This window comes from Phycisphaerae bacterium (assembly GCA_024102815.1).
Classification (GTDB): domain Bacteria; phylum Planctomycetota; class Phycisphaerae; order UBA1845; family UBA1845; genus JAGFJJ01.
In genome coordinates, this window is record JAGFJJ010000031.1 from 52656 (window position 1) to 72699 (window position 20044).

Annotated in this window: 16 protein-coding genes; 8 read left to right on the forward strand and 8 right to left on the reverse strand. The window is 62.9% G+C overall.

Going from position 1 to position 20044, the window contains the following annotated elements; all coding sequences use genetic code 11:
• Positions 1-166: 166 nt before the first annotated feature.
• From recG to J5J06_07760, 5 genes are all read right to left on the reverse strand, one after another.
• A complete protein-coding gene (recG, locus tag J5J06_07740) occupies positions 167-2359 on the reverse strand; it encodes an ATP-dependent DNA helicase RecG (GenBank protein ID MCO6436963.1) in 2193 nt (730 codons plus the stop codon).
• Between the two features lie 37 nt (positions 2360-2396).
• Positions 2397-2819, reverse strand: a complete 423-nt coding sequence (locus J5J06_07745) for a LysM peptidoglycan-binding domain-containing protein (protein ID MCO6436964.1) — start codon at positions 2817-2819, stop codon at positions 2397-2399.
• Positions 2820-3097: 278 nt separating this feature from the next.
• The gene (locus J5J06_07750) at positions 3098-3484 is read right to left on the reverse strand and encodes a PilZ domain-containing protein (protein ID MCO6436965.1); all 387 of its coding nucleotides are present in this window, start codon (positions 3482-3484) and stop codon (positions 3098-3100) included.
• Positions 3485-3700: 216 nt separating this feature from the next.
• Positions 3701-4993: a dihydroorotase gene (locus J5J06_07755; protein ID MCO6436966.1), complete on the reverse strand. Its 1293-nt coding sequence runs from the start codon at positions 4991-4993 to the stop codon at positions 3701-3703.
• Positions 4994-5024: 31 nt separating this feature from the next.
• A complete protein-coding gene (locus J5J06_07760; protein MCO6436967.1) occupies positions 5025-5228 on the reverse strand; it encodes a hypothetical protein in 204 nt (67 codons plus the stop codon).
• A gap of 215 nt (positions 5229-5443) precedes the next feature.
• Here J5J06_07760 and J5J06_07765 point away from each other — a divergent pair, with 215 nt between their 5' ends.
• Positions 5444-7165, forward strand: a complete 1722-nt coding sequence (locus J5J06_07765; GenBank protein ID MCO6436968.1) for an amidohydrolase — start codon at positions 5444-5446, stop codon at positions 7163-7165.
• 184 nt (positions 7166-7349) lie between these two features.
• Positions 7350-9359 (forward strand): FG-GAP repeat protein, encoded by a 2010-nt coding sequence (locus J5J06_07770; GenBank protein ID MCO6436969.1) that lies wholly within the window; start codon positions 7350-7352, stop codon positions 9357-9359.
• 54 nt (positions 9360-9413) lie between these two features.
• Here J5J06_07770 and J5J06_07775 read toward each other — a convergent pair whose 3' ends face one another.
• A complete protein-coding gene (locus J5J06_07775; protein ID MCO6436970.1) occupies positions 9414-9983 on the reverse strand; it encodes a CPBP family intramembrane metalloprotease in 570 nt (189 codons plus the stop codon).
• 76 nt (positions 9984-10059) lie between these two features.
• Here J5J06_07775 and J5J06_07780 point away from each other — a divergent pair, with 76 nt between their 5' ends.
• From J5J06_07780 to J5J06_07805, 6 genes are all read left to right on the forward strand, one after another.
• On the forward strand, positions 10060-11046 hold the full coding sequence (locus J5J06_07780) for a hypothetical protein (GenBank protein ID MCO6436971.1): 987 nt from the start codon (positions 10060-10062) through the stop codon (positions 11044-11046).
• Between the two features lie 42 nt (positions 11047-11088).
• Positions 11089-12165, forward strand: coding sequence for a thiamine phosphate synthase (locus J5J06_07785; protein MCO6436972.1), 1077 nt, complete (start codon positions 11089-11091; stop codon positions 12163-12165).
• Positions 12166-12528: 363 nt separating this feature from the next.
• Positions 12529-14589 (forward strand): serine protein kinase, encoded by a 2061-nt coding sequence (locus J5J06_07790; protein MCO6436973.1) that lies wholly within the window; start codon positions 12529-12531, stop codon positions 14587-14589.
• A gap of 63 nt (positions 14590-14652) precedes the next feature.
• Positions 14653-15018, forward strand: coding sequence for a four helix bundle protein (locus J5J06_07795; protein MCO6436974.1), 366 nt, complete (start codon positions 14653-14655; stop codon positions 15016-15018).
• A gap of 71 nt (positions 15019-15089) precedes the next feature.
• A complete protein-coding gene (locus J5J06_07800; protein MCO6436975.1) occupies positions 15090-16187 on the forward strand; it encodes a DUF444 family protein in 1098 nt (365 codons plus the stop codon).
• An 18-nt stretch (positions 16188-16205) separates the two neighbouring features.
• The gene (locus J5J06_07805; GenBank protein MCO6436976.1) at positions 16206-17780 is read left to right on the forward strand and encodes a SpoVR family protein; all 1575 of its coding nucleotides are present in this window, start codon (positions 16206-16208) and stop codon (positions 17778-17780) included.
• Positions 17781-17900: 120 nt separating this feature from the next.
• On the opposite strand, the gene J5J06_07810 is transcribed toward J5J06_07805, so the two are convergent.
• Positions 17901-18443: a hypothetical protein gene (locus J5J06_07810; GenBank protein MCO6436977.1), complete on the reverse strand. Its 543-nt coding sequence runs from the start codon at positions 18441-18443 to the stop codon at positions 17901-17903.
• Between the two features lie 57 nt (positions 18444-18500).
• The gene (locus tag J5J06_07815) at positions 18501-20012 is read right to left on the reverse strand and encodes a glutamate--tRNA ligase (protein MCO6436978.1); all 1512 of its coding nucleotides are present in this window, start codon (positions 20010-20012) and stop codon (positions 18501-18503) included.
• Between the last annotated feature and the right edge of the window lie 32 nt (positions 20013-20044).

Below are 20044 nucleotides of genomic sequence, written 5' to 3' on the forward strand. Positions count from 1 at the left end.
GCGCAGGCCAACCGTATTCGTAGAGGTAGCCGGCCCGTACCCCATTCCGCCGCGTGATTCTACCGCGTCCGCACCCGGCCTTCCACCGCCAATGGCCGGGGTCCGAAATAATTCCCCCTCGATCGGACAGCGTGCGCATCGATCGTGATACGCTTCGTTTTCAAAGCTAAGCAACACCCGCCAGGGGAATGACGTCCGCATAACGCCGCCGCAGTGCCCGTCGCAGCGCGGCGTTTTCCGCCGTACACAGCTCTGGGTCGGTTCCGAGCAGGACCGCCGCGTCGTCTCGGGCCTGCACGAGCAGTTCAACATCGCGCAGCAGATCGGCCACCTTCAGCGCCGGCATTCCGTGCTGCCGTCGCCCGATCAGTTCGCCCGGACCGCGCAGCCGCAAGTCCTCTTCCGCGATACGGAAACCGTCCGTCGTCTCGACGAGAATGTTCAAGCGGTGCCGTGCCGTTTCCCCCGGATCCGCACAAAAGAGTAGGCAGTATCCGCGCCGCGTCCCCCGGCCGACCCGCCCGCGCAATTGATGGAGCTGCGATAGCCCGAACCGGTCCGCATGCTGCACGGCCATGATCGTTGCGTCCGGCACGTCCACGCCGACCTCGACGACCGTCGTGCACACCAGCGCCCGGACCTGGCCCTTTCTGAACGACTCCATCATCTCGGATTTTTCCGCCGGGCGCATCCGGCCGTGAAGCAGGCCTACTCGGAATCCGGCAAGTTCATCACGTTCCAGCCGGTGTGCTTCCGCCACCGCAGACCGCAGCGGAAGATCATCCGATTCCTCCACCAGCGGATACACGACGTATACCTGCTCTCCGAGCGAGAGTCGCCGTCGAACAAAATCCCAGGCCTGCGCCTCCGCTTCTGATGTGACCAGGCGGGTGACAACATCCTGTCGCTCGCCGGGACGCTCCCGGATCGTGCTCACGTCAAGATCGCCGAAGAGCGTCATGGCCAGCGTTCGCGGGATGGGCGTGGCGCTGAGCACCAGCGTGTGCGGCGCCGTGCCCTTTTCTCGCAGGGCGGCGCGCTGCGCGACTCCAAACTTGTGCTGCTCGTCGATCACGACCAGACCCAGATCGTGAAACCGTGCATGCTCTTCGAACAGCGCGTGCGTGCCCGTGATCAGATCGATCGTGCCGCCTTCCAGCGCGCGAAGGACCGCCTCCCGCGGCCGCCGCGGTGTCGAGCCCGTGAGCGTCGCGAGCCGCACCCGGCTGCCTGCCAGATAATGCGAGACCTTTGCGTGATGCTGCTCGACCAGGATCTCTGTGGGGGCCAGCAGGGCGACCTGACGTCGGTGGGCGACCGCTGCCAGCGCCGCATACACCGCGACCGCGGTCTTCCCACAGCCCACATCACCTTGCAGCAGGCGGTTCATCGGCACGTTCCGCGCAAGGTCCGAGACGATCTCGGCAACGGCCCGGTCCTGTCCTTCCGTCAGCTTGAATGGAAACCGCCCGCGAATCCGCCGGTCGAGTTCCGCGCCGACCGTCATGGGCTGCGTCGTGACCGATGTCGCCATCGAACGCCGGCTCATCAGCAGGGCAAGCTGTCCCAGGAACAACTCCTCGTAGGCCAATGCCCGACGCGCGACCTCGACATCCTCCGGCCGGGTCGGAAGGTGAAAGCGGAGAATGGCCGTCCGCCGCGGCGGAAGCCCCCGTCGTTGCCGCAGCCCGGCCGGAATCAATTCGTCAACGAGTTCCACCGCCCGCGGAAGCACGCCTTGCACAATGCGCGCGATCTGCCGGCTCTCCAGTGAGCCAGTCGCGGGGTACACAGGTTGGTATGCTTCGCGATCCTGCGCGAACGCGTCCTCGCCTTCGGGCACGACGGCAAGCGTCGGGTTGGTCATGCCCGCCCGACCGCTGCGGTCTTCAACTTTTCCCGTGAGGCGGACAATCATGCCGCGGGCGAAAGCCTCGCGCAGATGCGGCGAATTGAACCAGGAGACCGTGCAGCTACCGCTGCCGTCCTTGACAACAGTCGTGACGGTGGGGCGGCGCGGGCCATGCCCATGACGGACCGAATGGACTTCGCCGATGATCGTGGCGACTTCGTCCGGCTCGGCCTCCCCGATGGGAATTGACTTGGGCTTATGCTCGTGTCGAAACGGGAAGTGTTCGATCAGGTCCCCGATGACGCTCACACCGAGCTTCTCGAACTCCAGCGCGCGCGCCGGACCCACGCCGCGCACGAATTGCACCGGATCATCCAGCCGAAACGAGGTTCGCCCGGAAGTCGACGTGGTCGAGGGGACTGGGGTGTGCTGCGTTGCTGACGATCCCGATATTCTGGTGGCTTGGCCTTCGCGGTGTCGCCCCGACGAATACTCGTCTTTATTCACAACCGCGCACCACCCCTCGTCGCGACCGCCGCATGGGCTACGGAATCACCAGTTTCTGGCCCACGCGAATGCGGTTGGGATCGGGCAGCGCCGCACGGTTGGCCTCGTAAATGTCCTTCCAGCGCCGCTGGTCATTGTAGTAGAGACGCGCCAGCCCGAAGAGCGTGTCGCCCTTGGCTACCTGGTGGTAGCGCGTCCCGCTCGCCGTCGTGGTTGCATACGTATCGGCGCTGGCTTTCCCGGTCGTTTCCGTTTCGGCATAAGGATCGGCCGTCGTGCCGTAATTCGTTTGCTCGTAGGCGGGCGTGCTGGCTACTTTCGACTCATAGGGCTGATAGTAGTCATCGCTCGCGGTGTAGTCCGCCGCCATCCCGTTCCCGTTCTTCTTCTTGCCGCCACAACCGGCAATCACCAGGCAGGAAAGCGCGACCACCGCCAGCCGAACTGCACTCCTTTGCATAATGACACTCCTTACTGTTTGAAAGGAAAGGTAATCGCCTGGAACGAGAGCGAGTTTATCCAGAATACTGCCTCAATGTCAACGAGGCGCGCCGCGGCGAACTGCAAGCTGGAAGCCTGCGCAGATACTCCGCAGCGATCGCTCCCCGATGGGCCATCTCGCGTCTTTCGCAGGGTGCATCCCCCGATGCACCATCTTTCTTCCGCACGCTTGTGGATTGTCAAGAATTAACAGGCGTGACGATTACAAGGAATAACACTGACAGACCAGCGCCGCGCTTACAGGTAGATCGGCTGGTCGAATCGCATGGCTGCCCCGATTGCCCCCGGCGATGCCTGGGCAATGCGTTCCGTGCGGATCACCGTGGCACTCCAGTCCGTGTCGTCCATCGCAGCCAGGGTGCCCCTTCCGATCAGGCGCAGATCGTAGCGCTGTCCGACGGTGACTTCCTGACCGGGCGGAATCACGACGAACACGCCGCCTTCGCTGATGTTACGAACGTTGCAATGGGCGACATCCCCGCAGCCGCATCCGATCAACTGCAATTCGAGCGGCCGGGCGGTTCGTTCGAAGGAGCGCCGGTCGTCAACGAGCGCGTTCTTGCCACTCGAATAACGGCTCGCACCCGTACTGGTCGAGGATGTTTCGTGGTCGGAAGTATTCATGGCGTGATCCTTTCCGGCGTGTGCCGTCGACGCGGCGCCTGCGTCGCTTCCTCGCCGAGGGATTCCAGCAGTGGGCGCTGGGCATCCTGACCGGCCCGGGTTCGGCAAGGGTGTATCAAGTGTAACACAGACTTGAAAATCGTCAAGCAGAATCGGCGCTTCCCAATGCTCAATGGGGAGCACCTTGGGAGCAAGCATCGCGCTGTAAAATCAATATTACAAGAAGTTTATCGATCGGCCGCAAATTGTCCCCACAGCTTGCCCCAGCAGCGTCCGACCCCCGAACGGCGTGTTCCGACTTCGGGAGTGGAACTGGTCCGGCTCAACCCGCCAAACCCGATCGGGTGCCAGAATCGTGATTTCCGCCGGATTTCCCACCGTCAGCGCTGGCAACCGCCTTCCCAGCACTGCGGCCGGCCCGGTCGTGAACCATCGCACCAGCTTCGCCCAATCTGCCGGCTCGCCGCTGAACATCGCCTCCGCCGTCACCCCGATCGCCGTTTCCAGCCCAACGATCCCCGGCGGGGCGGCCGGGAACCCCCGTCCCTTCTCTTCCGCCGTGTGCGGAGCATGGTCCGTGGCCACAGCGTCGATCGTCCCGTCCAAGAGCCCCTCCCGGCACGCTGCAACATCCTCCGCGGTCCGAAGAGGCGGGTGCATCTTCGTATTGGGATCCGCCCCCAGGCAGGCCTCGTGCGTCAGTGACAAATGGTGCGGCGTAACCTCGGCCGTAACCGGAATACCCTCTCGTTTGGCCCGCCGGACCATCTCCACCGCCCGCGCCGTCGAGATATGCGCTACATGGTACCGACCGTCCGTTTCTGCGCACAGCCGAAGATCGCGCTCGATCATGGCCTCTTCCGAGCGAGGATCCAGCCCCGGCAGCCCCAGCCTTCGGGAGACCGCTCCGGCGTGCATCACGCCCCCCGCGGACAATGCCCGGTATTCACAATGTTGGATCAGCACTGCGCCCGTTCTTGCGGCCCGTCGGAATGCCTCGGCCATTACCTCGTCGTCTTCCACGCCGGTACCGTCGTCGCTGAAGGCAACCGCGCCGGCCTCGAGCAGGGCGTCAAAGTCGGTAACTTCTCGCCCCTCCCGACCGCGCGTGATTGCGGCGATGGGGAGCACCTCGCAATTGTCGCACCGCCGGGCTTCGGTGGTCACCTGCCGCACGACCTCTGCCGAGTCGATCGGCGGCGTCGTATTCGGCATGCAGGCGACCACCGTGAACCCGCCCGCCGCAGCCGCGGCTGTCCCGGTGGCAATACACTCCTTGTGCGTCTGCCCCGGCTCTCGGAGATGAACGTGAATGTCCCAGAACCCCGGCGCCACAATCCACCGCGACGCATCCAGCTCCAGCGCCCCGGCCGGCGCCGACCCTGCAACGCGTCCATCCACAATCGCCAGGTCACCGATCTCATCTCGCCTTGACGCCGGATCGATGATCCTGCCCCCTCGCAGAACGAAAGCGTCGTGTGATTCCTTGCGTCGCACAGGTAGAGGCATCGTTCTGGTGTCCGCGAGCGTGCCGCTTCTACTACCGGCTGTCCTGATCCTTCCGCTGATCGTCGGGATTCATCTGGTTGGGGACGAAATTGTCCTCACAGCTCTCCACGTATCCGCACCCGTCGCACACAAGCTTGCAATGGGCGGCGCGGAGCAAACGGCGTTCGCAGAGCGGACAAAGTTGCGCCCTGTGGCTGGGCCCTGCCTCGGCATGTTCATCGTGGTCTTGGGACAAGATCACGCTCCGCAACGGTGGCGGCTCGGACGAAAGCCGTCTTTCGGCCGTCGCCTGACCGGAGGGGGAGTATACGCGTCATTCACGCCGACCGCACGGGCCGTCTGCCCGACATTGCCGGGCTGACATAGTCCGCCTCGCCGACTACTCTCTAGAAATCGGGTTCGATCAATCGTGAGCCCTTCGCGCCGTCCGCCCGTATCGGAGTCCAGACCTTGAGTGCCCTACAGCTCATGAAGTCGTCTGCGGCAGTTCTGATTCTCGCCGGGATTACCTGGGCACAGCCCGAGTTGCCGAAAAAGCCGTCTGCTGATCTGGTAATCGTCAATGCCCGCGTTTGGACCGGTATCGCAGGCGATGCACAAGCAGGGGAGCAGCAACCCTCGGCGATCGCCATCAGCGGCGGCCGGATCGTCGCCGTCGGCCGCGATGACGACGTCCGCTCGTTCATCTCGAAGATCACGCGCGTGATTGACGCCGGCGGCAAACGGGTCATTCCCGGCATCACCGACAGTCACACGCACATCGTCGGCGGGGGCTTTCAGCTTGGCCGGCTCGAACTGCGCGAAGTCAAGGAAAAGAAGTCGTTCATCGAAGCCGTCGCTGCCGCTGCGAAGGAACTGCCTCGCGGTCAGTGGGTCCAGGGCGGCCGATGGAGCGTCGAAAGCTGGACCAAACGGGAACAGCCCACGCGCTACTGGCTGGACCCGGTCACCGGTGAAACGCCAGTGTTTCTTTCGCGAATGGACGGGCATCAGGCGCTCGCGAACTCGGCCGCGCTGCGTATCGCCGGCATCAATGCCGACGGCCCCCGCGATCCCGTCGGCGGCGAGATCGAACGCGACCCCGTTACCCGTGAACCGACTGGCATCCTCAAGGAATCCGCGATGGACCTCGTGTCGCAGCACATCCCGCCGCCTTCCTCCCGGGAACGCGCCGAGGCCCTGCGCCGCGCCATGCGTCACGCCAACGCCCACGGGATCACTTCCGTTCACGACATGAGCGACCCGGCCGACGTTCCCGTCTTCGCCGACCTCGCCGCGCGGAACGATCTCACCGTCCGCATCACCTCGTACATCCAGTGGGAAGACTGGCTCGAACACGTTGACGAAGTCGCCGCGCTCGCAAAACAATACACTGGTCCCGTGTTTCGCGTTGCCGGACTCAAGGGCTACATGGACGGATCGCTCGGCAGTCGCACGGCCTACATGCGCGAGCCGTACGCCGACGCTCCGTCGGCCACACCCTATCCGCGAGGCCAGTTGACCGCCTTCGCCGTCGATCGCGAGCAGCTTCTCCACTCCGCGGAAGCCGTGAACAAGCGCGGCCTGCAGATGGCGGTTCACGCCATCGGTGACGAGGCCAACCACCGTATTCTCGACGTGTACGAGCGATGCGGCCCGCCAAGCGGCGGCAGCGCAATCGGCCACCGCGTCGAACACGCTCAGCACCTGCTGCTCGAAGATATCCCCCGGTTCTCCCGCCTCGGCGTCGTGGCATCCATGCAGCCGTACCACAAGGCCGATGACGGGCGCTATGCCGAAGACCGCCTGGGCAAGGAGCGCCTCCGCGGCTCCTACGCCTATCGTCAACTGCTCGACGCGGGAGCCCTGCTCTGCTTCGGCAGCGATTGGCCTGTGGTCACGCTCGATCCCTTCGCCGGCATGGACTCGGCCGTCAACGCCCGCACCCTCGATGGCAAGGTCTGGCTCGAGGACCACTCCATCGATGTCGAAAAAGCCCTCCGCGCCTACACGGTCTCGCCCCCCAAGGCGATTCATCGCGCCAAGGAACTCGGCACCATCGAGCCCGGCAAGCTGGCCGATCTGGTCATTCTGGACCGGGATATCCTGACGATCCCCCCGGAGAACATCTCCGGGACGAAGCCTTTCTTAACAATTATGAACGGAAGAATCGTGTACGAGCGGAGCAAGTGAACCATCTATCCGCCCAATTGGGCACGCAAACAATCATTCCGTCTCCCATCTTCGCATTTCGCCCTTCCAGCCAATCCTCTGTCTCTTGACTGGCCTCAATGGGAGGACCTGTGGTATACTCGTCGACGGCTTCAGGGCATTCGGGTCGCAGATTCCGTCACATCTTCCTCACGGAGGAAAACCGATGAAACGTCATTTCTGTTCTGCGCCTTACCTTATCGCGCTTGTCTTGCCGTCCATTGTCCTGGCAGCCCCGCCGTATCCCTATGATTTCGTCCACGACAGCGGGCGGATATCCCCGCCGGAGAACACCACCAACTTCAAGTTCGGCAGCAAGCTCGTGTCCGACGGCCAGCGTCTCGGGGTCCTGGCCCTAACGGCCAATTTGAACCTTCATAAGACGTTTGTTATGGAGAAGTCGGACGGACAGTGGCTGACCTTCGCGGTCGGCGAAGGCAACACGCTGGAGATTGCCATTCACGGTGACTTGTTTGTCGAAGGTCGCGAGCTCGAGGAAGCGGCGGTGGTCTACTGGCGGGATAACGCCGGGACGCCCGGCCAGCCCACGGACGATTCCTGGCCGCTGATGGCCCAACTCGTCGCGAGTGACGGCCACGACGGGCAGGATTTTGGATCACGCGTTTCGGTTTCATCCGATTGGATCGCCGTATCCGCTCCTGGGGACGATACCGAATGCGTGACGGACCCGGACTGCAATGCCGGTGCTGTTTACATGTATCGGCGGAATGACGCAGGAACACCGGGCGATTTGTCAGACGACACCTGGACGCAGGCCCAGAAGCTTCTGCCCTGGGCTGATGCCGGTAGCGGAAGTCGCTTCGGCGAGTCCATTGACTTGGAAGGCGACTGGCTGGCGGTTGGGGCTCCGTATAATAAACACTGGCAGGGGTCATCTGGCGCGGTGTTCATGTTTCGGAGATACGATCACGGCACGACCGATTTGTCGGATGACACGTGGTCCGCTTTTCAAAGGCTGATCATTAATGGCGTTGCAGGTTCGTATGGATTCGTTGGCAAGAACGTCGTTATTGGCGGGAGTCGGGTTGCCGCTACTGCGGGCTTCTCAATAGATCCCGCCATATTCACGTTCGACCTCGAAGGAACCTGGTCGCAGTCCGGCGTCGCCATCCATACGGGCGGTGTAGTCCAGTTTAAACTGCATGACGATTTGCTGCTGGCGACCATGGACAAACTTCAGGGATATTACGGTGGGGCGCTCCGGATCTACGAGTTAGATGCCTGGGGAACACCTCAGGATCAATCGGACGACCACTGGGTCGTTCGTCGAGAGGCCGTCTCGCCGTTCCCCCTGATCCAAAGTACCACTTATCTCGAAGTCGTGGGCGACGAATTGCTTGTGTCCGCTCCGTATGACGATGCGGGCTGCAACTATGCCACGCAATGCAATACAGGCGCGGTCTTCCAGTTCTCGTACGATGCGCTGCTCGCAGAGCCACCGTCATCACCCCTCCTGCCCTCCAACGATTTCGTCGGAATTCAGCGGAAGAACCGCTATATCTCGTTTGCACCCAATCCCGCTTACGCCGGGCAGCCGGTCGCCTACCTCGTGCGCCGGGGCTACAGCCAGGCTCAGGCATTCAGCGTTAGCGTCCCTTTGCCCGCGACAGGCCTCCGGGCCGGGGAAGCCATCACGGCCCTCGTTTCGGACCCGTATCTGATTTACCAGGACACCGGCGCGGTCGATCTGTTTCACGTTAAAGGCTGCCTCATTCAGCCCCAGCTCAAGAACACGGCTTTCTACTACGAGGTATTCGCCACGCTCGACGGTATGAATCTCTCGCAACCGCTGGCGCTCTACACCACCGATCCGCCCGGCGACAATCGCCAATGGGGAGACGTCGTGGGTGCCAAGGAAATCATGGACCCTTCGCCAACCACGCCGCCAACGCCCCTCTACGACTGGCGCGCCCCGGATAACTTTGTGACCGGCTACGATCTGACGGCCCTGGTGGATACGTTCCAGCACGCGACAGGCTCGCTGCATGTGACGCGCGGCGATCTGGCCCCCGAGTTCCCCGACGGTGTGGTAAATGGAGTGGATATCCTCGCGGCCGCCAAGGCCTTCGCGGTCGGTACCGGAAGGGAGTTCTATCCCTTCGCCACGCTGAGCCAATGCCCCACACCGCCAAGCTCGGCCGAACTGATGCCGTAGTCGCTTTGAGGCAGACTCGAACTGGTAGGGGCGTAGCAGTCTACGCCCTTTTTCTCATGCCGAAAGCGCCAACGCGACGTTGTACGCCGCGTGGCAACCCGCGGCCGGTCCGTATCCCCGGAACCAGAACACCAGCGCCAGGTAGACGCCCGCCATGGTTCGAAACACGAACCGTCCCAACTCGAACGGCTCCTCGCCCAGCGGCGGATGATGATGCGCGGCGAACACCAGTGCCGAGATGCCCACCGCGATCACCGCAACCATGGACGTGGGTGAATTGAGCAGGTCCACGCCGATCATCATGATGATCGAGATCAGGAACAGCCGGAAGATCAGCTCTTCGTACACGCCCGCCCCGATGCCGAGCGCAATGGTCTCGATGACCGTTGGACCCTGGTCCGCAATCGCCGGCGCCGTCCCCAGCGACGAAAGTGGAATCGCCCAGTTCAGGACGAGGAGCGGGACGGCCAGGAACATCGCCTCGGCGTACATCAGGCTCACCTGGTTGAGATGCACGGTCCAGGGCTCGCGGGATGCGGCGTGCGTGGACAGCAGGATCACGACGATCGCCAGCGCGGGCGCCCACATCCCGAACTGCCCGAAGAGGTCGAAGAAACGCTGCACGAGCTTGAACGCGATGACCCGCTGCGGTTGCGCCGCCAGCGCATCCGGGTAGATCAGGAACGCAACCTGAAAAAAAATGATCAGCGGCAGCAGGAAAACGAGACTGTCCAGCGGGCGGGCAAGGAGTCCGCGCTGCGGCTTGGGCGGTCGTTGGGCTTTCTTGGGTTTCGCCACGCGATTATGTTGGCAACTTCGACGCGGCCCGCAAGCCGTCCGGGATGATTTCACGACGCGCCGCACAGGATGTGATATCATTAGGCACGAGCGCCAATCCATTCGGCGACAGCCGCGCGTCACCGTGAGGCGCAAGCCGGGATCACCGGCGTCCCTTGCTCGCAGCGGTAGTCCTCCCGGGTTTGGACATCCGTCCCGTCACGAATTCGACGCCGTGTACGATCGTCTCTGGCGCGCCTGGGGCCCGCAGCAATGGTGGCCTGGGGAGACGCCCACCGAAATCGCCGTTGGCGCCATCCTCACGCAGAACACCGCATGGACAAACGTCGAGCGGGCCATCGCCCGGCTAAAGGGTGCAGGCGCCCTTGCCTGGCATCGCCTCCATGCGCTGACGGAAAGCGAGCTGGCCGACTTGATTCGATCTTCCGGCACATTTCGCGTGAAGGCGCGGCGGCTGAAGGAACTCGCCGGGCGAGTCGTCCGGGAACTCGACGGGTGCATCGAAGCCCTAGCCGACGTCGATCCTTCCGCCGCACGGGCGTGGCTTCTGGCCGTGCCCGGTATCGGTCCCGAGACCGCCGACGCGATTCTGCTGTACGCGCTCGGCCGGGCGACGTTCGTGGTCGACGCCTACACCCGCCGCGTCCTGCGGCGTCACGGTTGGATTAATGACAGCGCGACCTATCAGGACGTCCAGAGCCTGTTTCATCGGGCCTATCTTGACGACGTGGATTTGAAGCCGGTTCGGACGCCGCGGGAGATTCCCGTCGCCCGGTTCTTCAACGAGTTCCACGCCCTGATCGTCGCCGTGGGCAAGCGCCATTGCCGATCGCGGGCCCGATGTGCCGGTTGTCCGCTCGCCGACTTGCCCCACGACGAGGCGCGATAATACTCTGGTGTCGCCGCAGGTACGCCGCCCGAGGCCGCTTCCATGCGAGAACCGCTCATGTTCGATCCGGCCGTGTGCCGCATGCTTGATGCCAATTTCAACCGCGCCCGCGAGGCCCTTCGTGTCATGGAAGACTTCGCACGCTTCGTCCTCGATGACGCCTCCCTCAGCGCGGCCATGAAAGACGCTCGCCACGAATTGGCCGCCATCTTTCCCCGCGATCTGACGTCGGCGATCACCATCTGCCGCGACACGGTCGGCGACGTCGGTACGACTGTCGCGGGATCCGGGGAGTATCTGCGCACCAACAGTGCCGACGTGGCCGTTGCCGCAGGCAAGCGCCTCACTGAAGCACTCCGCGTCATCGAGGAATACGCCAAGACGATCGAGCCCGAATTCGCCCGCCGCGTCGAGGCGCTCCGCTACCGGACTTACGATCTGGATCGTCGTCTGGCCGTGACCCATCGCGCCCGGGCGCGATTCGGCACCGCGCGCCTCTACGTGATCCTGACTGAGGCGTATTGTGCCGGCGATTGGTGGACCGTCGCGCAGAATCTCGTTCGGGCGGGCGTCGACGTCCTCCAGTTGCGTGAAAAAAACCTCGCGGACGCGGAGCTCCTTGCCCGTGCTCGCCGACTCGCCGCCCTGTGCCGCGACCACGGGACGATCTTCATCGTCAACGACCGGCCGGATATCGCCGTTCTTTCCCAGGCCGATGGCGTGCACCTCGGCCAGGACGATCTCGCCGTCGCCGATGCCCGCCGGGTGTTGCATCCTCACATGGTCCTCGGCCGGAGCACGCACACGCCGGGGCAGGTCGACCGCGCCATCCTCGAAGCGCCCGACTACATCGCCGTCGGGCCGATGTTCGCCACGGCGACAAAACCGCAGGATCACATCGCGGGTCCGCCGCTTCTGGTGCATGCCGTCGGGCGAACGGGACTCCCCGTCGTGGCCATCGGCGGAATCGACCCGTCCAACGCCGGGGCGGTGCTCTCCGCCGGAGCATGCTGTCTCTGCGTTTGCGGCGCCGTGCTCGGCGCGCCAGACCCGGCCGCCGTCCTCGCCACCCTGCGCGGGCGAATCGCGGAGATGGCTCCTTCTGCGACGTCCGCATAGACGCCGGCCTCACGCCCCTCCCCAAGGATCAGCCCGGAAACTGCAAACTCGGCCCAGCCGCATGACCGATAGGCAAATGAGTGCGCGAGGTCGACGTCAGAGTCTCGAACTGTCGTTACTCGTGCATCCGCTGGGACTTGGGCGCCGTTTCTTTGACTTCGCGGTCAGCGGCATCTACGATTTTTCGGACGTAGTGATGCCTTTCTCGGCGCCCATGGCATTTGGCCAGCGGGGCGATAAGCGCCGCCATCCCATCCGCGAAGGCGGTGTACGAAAACGAAATTGGTCGACGTGCCGCGCCGTACGACTCCTTCCGCCCGGAGCCGGCTCGCACGTCCGAAAAAACCCGGAGGATGAACGGCAATGACCAGTGCCAACGATCTCCTCGCCCTCGTCGGCGAGCATGTCAGCGCTGACCGCTTCCGCGAGCAGCATTGGGAAGGAACCTTCGAGGAGTACCTGGACCTCGTCACGCGCAATCCGCGCGTCGCCCGGAACGCCTTCCAGCGCGTCTACGACATGATCATGCACTTCGGCTTCGAGCGCTACATGTGGATGCGCGAGGAGCTCGTCCGATACAATTTCTTCGCGGACCCCATCGACCACGGGGCCGACGCCATCTTCGGCCTCGACCGTCCGCTCATGAACCTCGTGGACTTCTTCAAGTCCGCCGCCCATGGCTACGGTACGGAGCGTCGCATCCTCCTGCTCCACGGCCCCGTGGGCTCCTCCAAGAGCACCATTGCCCGACTGCTCAAGAAAGGTCTGGAGTATTACTCCCGCCTGGAGGAAGGCGCCCTCTACACCTTCACCTGGCACGTGGAGGATGACCAGGGTCGCCCCCTCACCTTCCGCTGCCCCATGCACGAGGAGCCGCTCAAGCTCATCCCCGTGGAAGCGCGCAAGGCCGTGCTCAAGCAGATCAATGAGAACGCGGAGGAAGGACGCCAGGTCCGCATCGAAGGCGCCCTCGACCCCTTCTGCCGCCGGATGTTCGAGGACCTGCTGGTCAAGTATGACGGCGACTGGCGGCAGGTGCTCCAGCACGTCCGCGTCCGCCGCCTCATCCTCAGCGAGAAGGACCGCGTGGGCATCGGCACGTTCCAGCCCAAGGACGAGAAGAACCAGGACTCCACCGAGCTTACCGGCGACATCAACTACCGCAAGATCGCCGAGTACGGCAGCGACAGCGATCCGCGGGCCTTCAACTTCGACGGCGAGCTCAACATCGCCAACCGCGGCGTCTGCGAGTTCATCGAGGTCCTCAAGCTCGACGTGGCCTTCCTCTACGATCTGCTGGGCGCGTCGCAGGAGCACGTGATCAAGCCCAAGAAGTTCGCCCAGACCCACATCGACGAGGTCATTATCGGGCACACCAACGAGCCGGAGTACAAGAAGCTCCAGAGCAACGAACTCATGGAAGCCTTCCGCGACCGCACCATCAAGATCGACGTGCCCTACAACACCCGGCTCGACAATGAGATTGCCATCTATGAAAAGGACTTCAACAAGGAGCGCATCCGCGGCATCCACATCGCCCCGCACACCATCGAGATGGCGGCCATGTGGGCGGTGCTCACCCGCATCGAGGAGCCCAAGAAAGCCGGCCTGACGCTCATGCAGAAGCTCAAGCTGTACAACGGCAAGAGCATCCCCAACTTCACCGAGGACTCCGTCCGCGAGCTGCGCGACGAAGCCCCGCGCGAGGGCATGCAGGGCATCAGCCCGCGTTACATCCAGGACAAACTGTCGAACTCGCTGGTCAGCGACCAGGCCATCCGCGAAAAGTGCATCAACCCGTTCATGCTCATGAACGAGCTGGAAAACGGCCTCTCGCACCACAGCCTGATGACCGACGAGGAACAGCGCACGCGCTGCAAGGAACTGCTGGGCATGGTTCGCGAGGAGTACGAGGACGTTCTCAAGAGTGAGGTCCAGCGGGCCATCAGCGCCGACGAGGACGCCATCACCCGCCTCTGCGGCAACTACATCGAGAACGTCCGCGCCTACACCCAGCACGAGAAGGTGCGCAACAAGTACACCGGCCGGGACGAACCGCCCGACGAGCGGCTCATGCGCTCCATCGAGGAGAAGATCGATATCCCCGACAGCCGCAAGGACGATTTCCGTCAGGAAATCATGAACTACATCGGCGCCCTTTCGCTCGATGGCAAGAAGTTCGAATACCACACGAACGCCCGGCTGCACAAGGCCCTCGAGCTCAAGTTGTTCGAAGATCAGCGCGACACGATCAAATTGAAGAACGTGGTCTCTGGCGTGGTCGACGATGAGACCCAGGCCAAGATCGACGTGGTCAAGCAGCGACTCATCAAGTACTTCGGGTACAATGAGACCAGCGCCACCGACGTCCTCAACTACGTGGCCAGCATTTTCGCCCGCGGCGACACGAAGGATAAGGAGTAGGCAACAGAAGAAAGGCAATAGGCAATGGGCAATAGGCAGTAGGGGAGGAACAGTGTGGGAGAGATTCGTTCATACCGGGACTTGGTCGCCTGGCAGAAGGCAATACACTTGTGCAAGTTGGTGTATCGGATCTCCTCTGAGTTTCCCGATCGGGAACGGTTCGGCTTGACCGCCCAGATTCGCCGGGCCGCCGTTTCGATTCCTTCAAACATTGCCGAAGGCTACGGTCGCAGACGTACGCAGGACTATTTGCGTTTCCTTGATGTGGCCCGCGGTTCCCTTTGTGAAGTTGAGACCCAGGCAGTGCTTGCGCACGAACTGGAAATGATCGGCGTTGAGCTCGCAAGAGAAGTTGATTTGGCGGCGACTGAGCTTCATCGCGTTCTGTTCGGGCTTTCGGAGTCCATACGGAATTCCTCAGAAAAGTAATCGGTGGGTTTCGTTTTCTATTGCCTATTGCCCATTGCCTATTGCCTTTGGGCTGTTGCCTTGGTTAAGCCATGATCCTCCAGATCAACACCGACCATCAGCGCTTCCGCAAGATCGTCAAGGGTAAGATCCGTGACGACCTGCGGAAGTTCCTCACCCGCGGGGAGCTGCTCGGTCGCGAGGGCAAGAAGCTCATCAGCATTCCCGTCAAGGGCATCGACACCCCGCATTTCCGCTACGGCGACAACAACGACGCGGGCGTCGGCAAGGGTGAAGGCAAGCCCGGCGACGGTGTCGACGGCGAGGGCGGCGTCGGCCCCGGCGGCGAGGGCGAAGGCCGCCACATCCTCGAGGTCGATATCAGCCTCGACGAACTGGCCGACATCCTCGGCGAGGAGCTCAAGCTCCCCCGCATCAAGCCCCGCGGCAAACACCGCATCACCGCCGAGCGCGACCGCTACACGGGCATCCGCCAGGCCGGGCCCGAGTCCCTCCGCCACTTCAAGCGCACGTTTCGGCGCGCCCTCCGCCGCCAGATCATGTCAGGTCTTTACGACCCCGAGACGCCGCGGATCATCTTTGAGCGCCGCGACAAGATCTATCGGAGCTGGCGCACCGTCCTCAGCCCGCAGTCCAACGCCCTCATCATTTACATGATGGACGTCTCCGGCTCCATGGGCGACGAGCAGAAGGAGCTCGTGCGTCTGGAGGCCTTTTGGATCGACGCCTGGCTCCGCCGCAACTACCAGGGCATCGAGAGCCGCTACATCGTTCACGATGTCCGCGCCGGCGAGGTCGATCGTGAGACCTTCTTCCGCATCCGTGAGGATGGCGGTACGCGCATCAGCAGCGCTTTCCGCCTGGCCAAGGATGTCATCGATCGTCACTACTCCCCGCTGGACTGGAACATCTACCTGTTCCACTTCTCCGACGGCGACAACAGCAGCGAGTCCGACAGCCGCGAGTGCTGCGCCCTCCTGCGCGAGCACCTGCTGCCGTCACTCAACCTTTTCGGATACTGCCAGGTAGCCAGCGCCTACGGCACGGGCAACTTCATCAACGTCGTGCACGAGCAGCTTCGCGACCTCGAGGCCGTCATCACCAGTCGGGTGAACAATAAGGACGACATTTACGACAGCATCAAGACCTTTTTCTCCCCCGGACGATAGCCGGGTACCGATAGCGCCATGAACCGCACCTTGCCCAGGGAGATCGCCGAACAGGCCGAAATCATCGCCGAGTACGCTCGGCGGGAAGGCCTCGATTTCTATCCCACCATTTTCGAGATGCTCAGCTCCGAGGAGATGTCCCAGGTCGCGGCCTACGGCGGATTTCCCCAGCGCTACCCCCACTGGCGCTTCGGAATGGAGTACGAAAAACTCCGCAAGCAGCATCGCTACGGCTTGGGTCGCATCTACGAAATGGTCATCAACAACGACCCCTGCTACGCCTATCTGCTCAACGACAACATGATGGTCGATCACAAGACCGTCATCGCCCACGTCTACGCCCACTGCGACTTCTTCAAGAACAACTACTGGTTCAGCCGCACCAACCGCCGCATGATCGACGAGATGGCCAACCACGCCACCCGTGTCCGCCGCTATATGGAACGCCACGGCGTCGAAAAGGTCGAGCGCCTCATCGACACCTACCTCGCCCTGGACAACCTCATCGATCCCCACTCCGTCTTCATGCGCCGCGAGCCCGATCGCACCGAGGTCCGCCGCAAGCGCGAGGAGCAGAGCAAGAAACCTGAGAAGGTCGAAACGGCCACGCGCTTTCCGGCCAAGAGCTACATGGACCGCTACATCAACCCGCCGGAGCGCCTCGCCAGGGAGCGCGAGGTCGAGCAGCAGAAAGAAGAGAAGACCCGCACGTCCTTCCCGGAATCACCGCGCCGCGACGTGCTCGGCTTCCTGCTCAAGTACGCCCCGCTCCAGGACTGGGAGGCCGACGTCCTCTCCATCATTCGCGAGGAAGCCTACTACTTCGCCCCCCAGGGCCAGACCAAGATCCTCAACGAAGGCTGGGCCAGCTACTGGCACTCCACCATCATGACCCGCTACGTCCTCAGCGACGCCGAGCTCATCGACTACTGCGAGCACCACTCCGGCACGCTCGCCACTAGCCCCGGCCGGCTCAACCCCTACAAGGTGGGCATCGAGCTGCTCCGCGACGTCGAGCGCCGCTGGAACACCGGCCGCTACGGTCCCGAGTACGACGCCTGCGACGACATGCAGACCCGCCGCGAATGGGGCAAAGACCGCGAGCCGAAAGGCCGCGTGGTCGGCAAGGATTCCCCCGGCCGGCAGAAGATTTACGAAGTCCGCGCGCTGTACAACGACGTGACCTTCCTCGACGAATTCCTCACCCCCGAGTTCGCCGAGGACCAGAAGCTCTACCACTACCGCTACGACCCCAGCACCGGCAAGATGGTCGTGGTCAACCGCGACTTCGACAAGATCAAACAGCAGATGCTCTTCATGCTGAGCAACCACGCCCAGCCGTACATCTACGTCATGGACGCCAACTACCGCAACCGCGGCGAGCTCTACCTCGCCCACAAGCACATCGGCGCCGACCTGGACATCAAGTACGCCGTGGCCACCCTCAAGGAAGTCCAGCGCGTCTGGCGCCGTCCCTGCCACCTGCTGGCCCGCATCGATGACGAGCCCATCCTCTTCACCGCCGACGGCGAGAAATCCACCCAGCAAAAGGTCGACGACAAGACCGAACCGGCCGCAAATGAGTTCGAATAAGTTCAGCGAGCCACAGGCCGTCTTCCTTTGCCGTCTACCGCTCCGCTCAAGTTGAGACGAACTGTCCAGAATAGTTGCGGCGACTAACCCCGCACAATCCGCTTCTGTCTCCTTGCTTAGTTAGGAGGCTAACATATCGATACAGAAGCCCATCAGGATAGTGCAGAACGTGAAGACCTTTGCCGCGATCGCCAACATGGGTCGGCCGAGGGCGAAACTTGCGAAACCGAAGAACAGGAAGAAACCGAAGGAAGGAACACTGGTGATTAAGGCCGCTGCGAAAGGTATTCCGAACCCAACACCAAGAATTACCAACATGGTCGCACAGACTGCCACAAGGGTAAGGGTATTGCCGCGTCCCAGGACACTTCCCAACACTGCAAGAATAGCTACGATCGCCGCGCTCGCAAGAACTAGGAGTAATCCCAGTCTGGCTCCCTCAGCAAAGTTGTCCACAACTCCCTCCCATTTATAACGGCATCGCGCGCGAGCACTTTCAGAAAGGTCCCGCAAGCGATCAGCGCCCAGGAGCTCGATGACAATAGTAACTGGACCCATGAGCGTGAGACAGTTTCCGATCCGCGACCACCAGAATAGGCGCAGACCCCACGGACCAATCTCAAGGTTGGGGCACAACGGTCCGCTCAGCCAGTCATCCAGCATGGTAGGATCCTCCGCGCCGATGAATCTATGCCCTTGCAGGGCCTACAGTTCGCGTACCTAAATGGTTTGTCGTTCGGCGATGCACCGCCGCAGGCGCTTGAGTGTCCGCTCCCTCCCCAGCAGCGCCAGCGTGTCGTGGATCGACGGGCTGATCGTCGTTCCCGTCACCGCCACGCGCACCGGCTGGGCCACCTTGCCGAGCTGCACGTCGCGCTTCCGGCAGACCTCCTCCATGAACCGCTCGACTGACGCCGCCGACCAATCCCCCAGCGCCTCAAGCTCCGGCAGCAGCGCCTCCAGCACGCGATACCCCTCACCCTCGTTCTTCTCCAGCACCTTCTTCACGGCCTTCGGATCGAACTCGATCGCCTCATCCGCGTCGAACAGGAACGCCACCTTGTTCTCCACGTCGCGCAGCGTGCGGAACCCTCGGCACGCCTCCCCGATGCGTGCCAGCAGCGCGTCATCCGCCTCGGCCATCGGCGATCCATTCACCTCCGCGTAGTCTCGCAGCGCCGCCCCCAACCGTTCCGCCGGCAGCGTCTGTCCCCACTGCGTGTTGAACGCCAGCAGCTTCTCCCGATCGAACTTCGCATTCGTCCGCCCGATCCGCTCCACACGAAACGCCTCGACCAGCTCTTCCAACGTATACCGCTCGCGATCATCCCCGGCCGACCACCCCAGCAGCGCCAGAAAGTTGATCAGCGCCTCCGGCAGGTACCCGCTCGCCCGGAAATCATGCACCTCAATCTCCGGCGGAACCCGACCCTCGCGCAGCGCCTTCTCCTTATCGCGTTTGCTCATCTTTGTGCCGTCCATGTTGAAGATGACCGGCAAATGCGCGTAGCGCGGCGTCGGGAATGCCATCGCCTCCTGAAGCGCCACGTGCCGCGGCGTATTCATCAGGTGCTCCTGCCCGCGCAGCACGTGCGTGATTTCCATCAGCGCGTCGTCGATCACGCACGCGAAGTGGTACGTCGGATACCCGTCGCTCTTGACGATCACGAAATCCTCGAGCTGATCCGCCGGCATGGTGACTTCGCCAAGGATGTCGTCCCGCACCACGATGTCCCGTCCGGGCATCATGAACCGCACGACCGCAGGCCGGCCCGCCTTCAGCGCCGCCAGTCCCTGCTCGATCGTCGGCAACGGGCTCGGCCGCGGATACCGGAATCCCCCCGTGCGCGTCCGCGATGCCTCGCGCATCGCCGCCAGTTCCTCCGGTGTTTCTAGCGCGTAGTACGCTTTCCCCGCTTCCAGCAGCTTCTGCGCGTAGCGATTGTAGATCTCCAGCCGCTGGCTTTGGAAGTAAGGGCCGAAGTCCCCGCCCGCCTCCGGCCCCTCGTCCCACGTCATGCCCAGCCAGCGCAGATCGTCGAGAATCTTGCTCACCGAGTCCTCGACGTGCCGATTCTGATCGGTGTCCTCGATGCGCAGCACGAGCTTCCCGCCCGCCTGTCGGGCCAGCAGCCAGTTGAAGAGCACCGTCCGCGCTCCCCCCACGTGCAGGTACCCCGTCGGCGACGGAGCAAAACGGACGCGAACATTCTGTTGCGACGAAGCGCTCAAGTGTGATTCCCCTCAATTTATTACTTGAAACG

What these genes read in the sequence shown, in the direction of transcription:
- J5J06_07800 (MCO6436975.1), top strand. Translation starts at nt 15,090, where the DNA reads ATGATCCTCCAGATCAACACCGACCATCAGCGCTTCCGCAAGATCGTC.
- J5J06_07770 (MCO6436969.1), top strand. Translation starts at nt 7,350, where the DNA reads ATGAAACGTCATTTCTGTTCTGCGCCTTACCTTATCGCGCTTGTCTTG.
- J5J06_07780 (MCO6436971.1), top strand. Translation starts at nt 10,060, where the DNA reads ATGATCAGCGGCAGCAGGAAAACGAGACTGTCCAGCGGGCGGGCAAGG.
- J5J06_07750 (MCO6436965.1), bottom strand. Translation starts at nt 3,484, where the DNA reads ATGAATACTTCCGACCACGAAACATCCTCGACCAGTACGGGTGCGAGC.
- J5J06_07745 (MCO6436964.1), bottom strand. Translation starts at nt 2,819, where the DNA reads ATGCAAAGGAGTGCAGTTCGGCTGGCGGTGGTCGCGCTTTCCTGCCTG.
- J5J06_07755 (MCO6436966.1), bottom strand. Translation starts at nt 4,993, where the DNA reads ATGCCTCTACCTGTGCGACGCAAGGAATCACACGACGCTTTCGTTCTG.
- J5J06_07805 (MCO6436976.1), top strand. Translation starts at nt 16,206, where the DNA reads ATGAACCGCACCTTGCCCAGGGAGATCGCCGAACAGGCCGAAATCATC.
- J5J06_07790 (MCO6436973.1), top strand. Translation starts at nt 12,529, where the DNA reads ATGACCAGTGCCAACGATCTCCTCGCCCTCGTCGGCGAGCATGTCAGC.
- J5J06_07785 (MCO6436972.1), top strand. Translation starts at nt 11,089, where the DNA reads ATGCGAGAACCGCTCATGTTCGATCCGGCCGTGTGCCGCATGCTTGAT.
- J5J06_07810 (MCO6436977.1), bottom strand. Translation starts at nt 18,443, where the DNA reads ATGCTGGATGACTGGCTGAGCGGACCGTTGTGCCCCAACCTTGAGATT.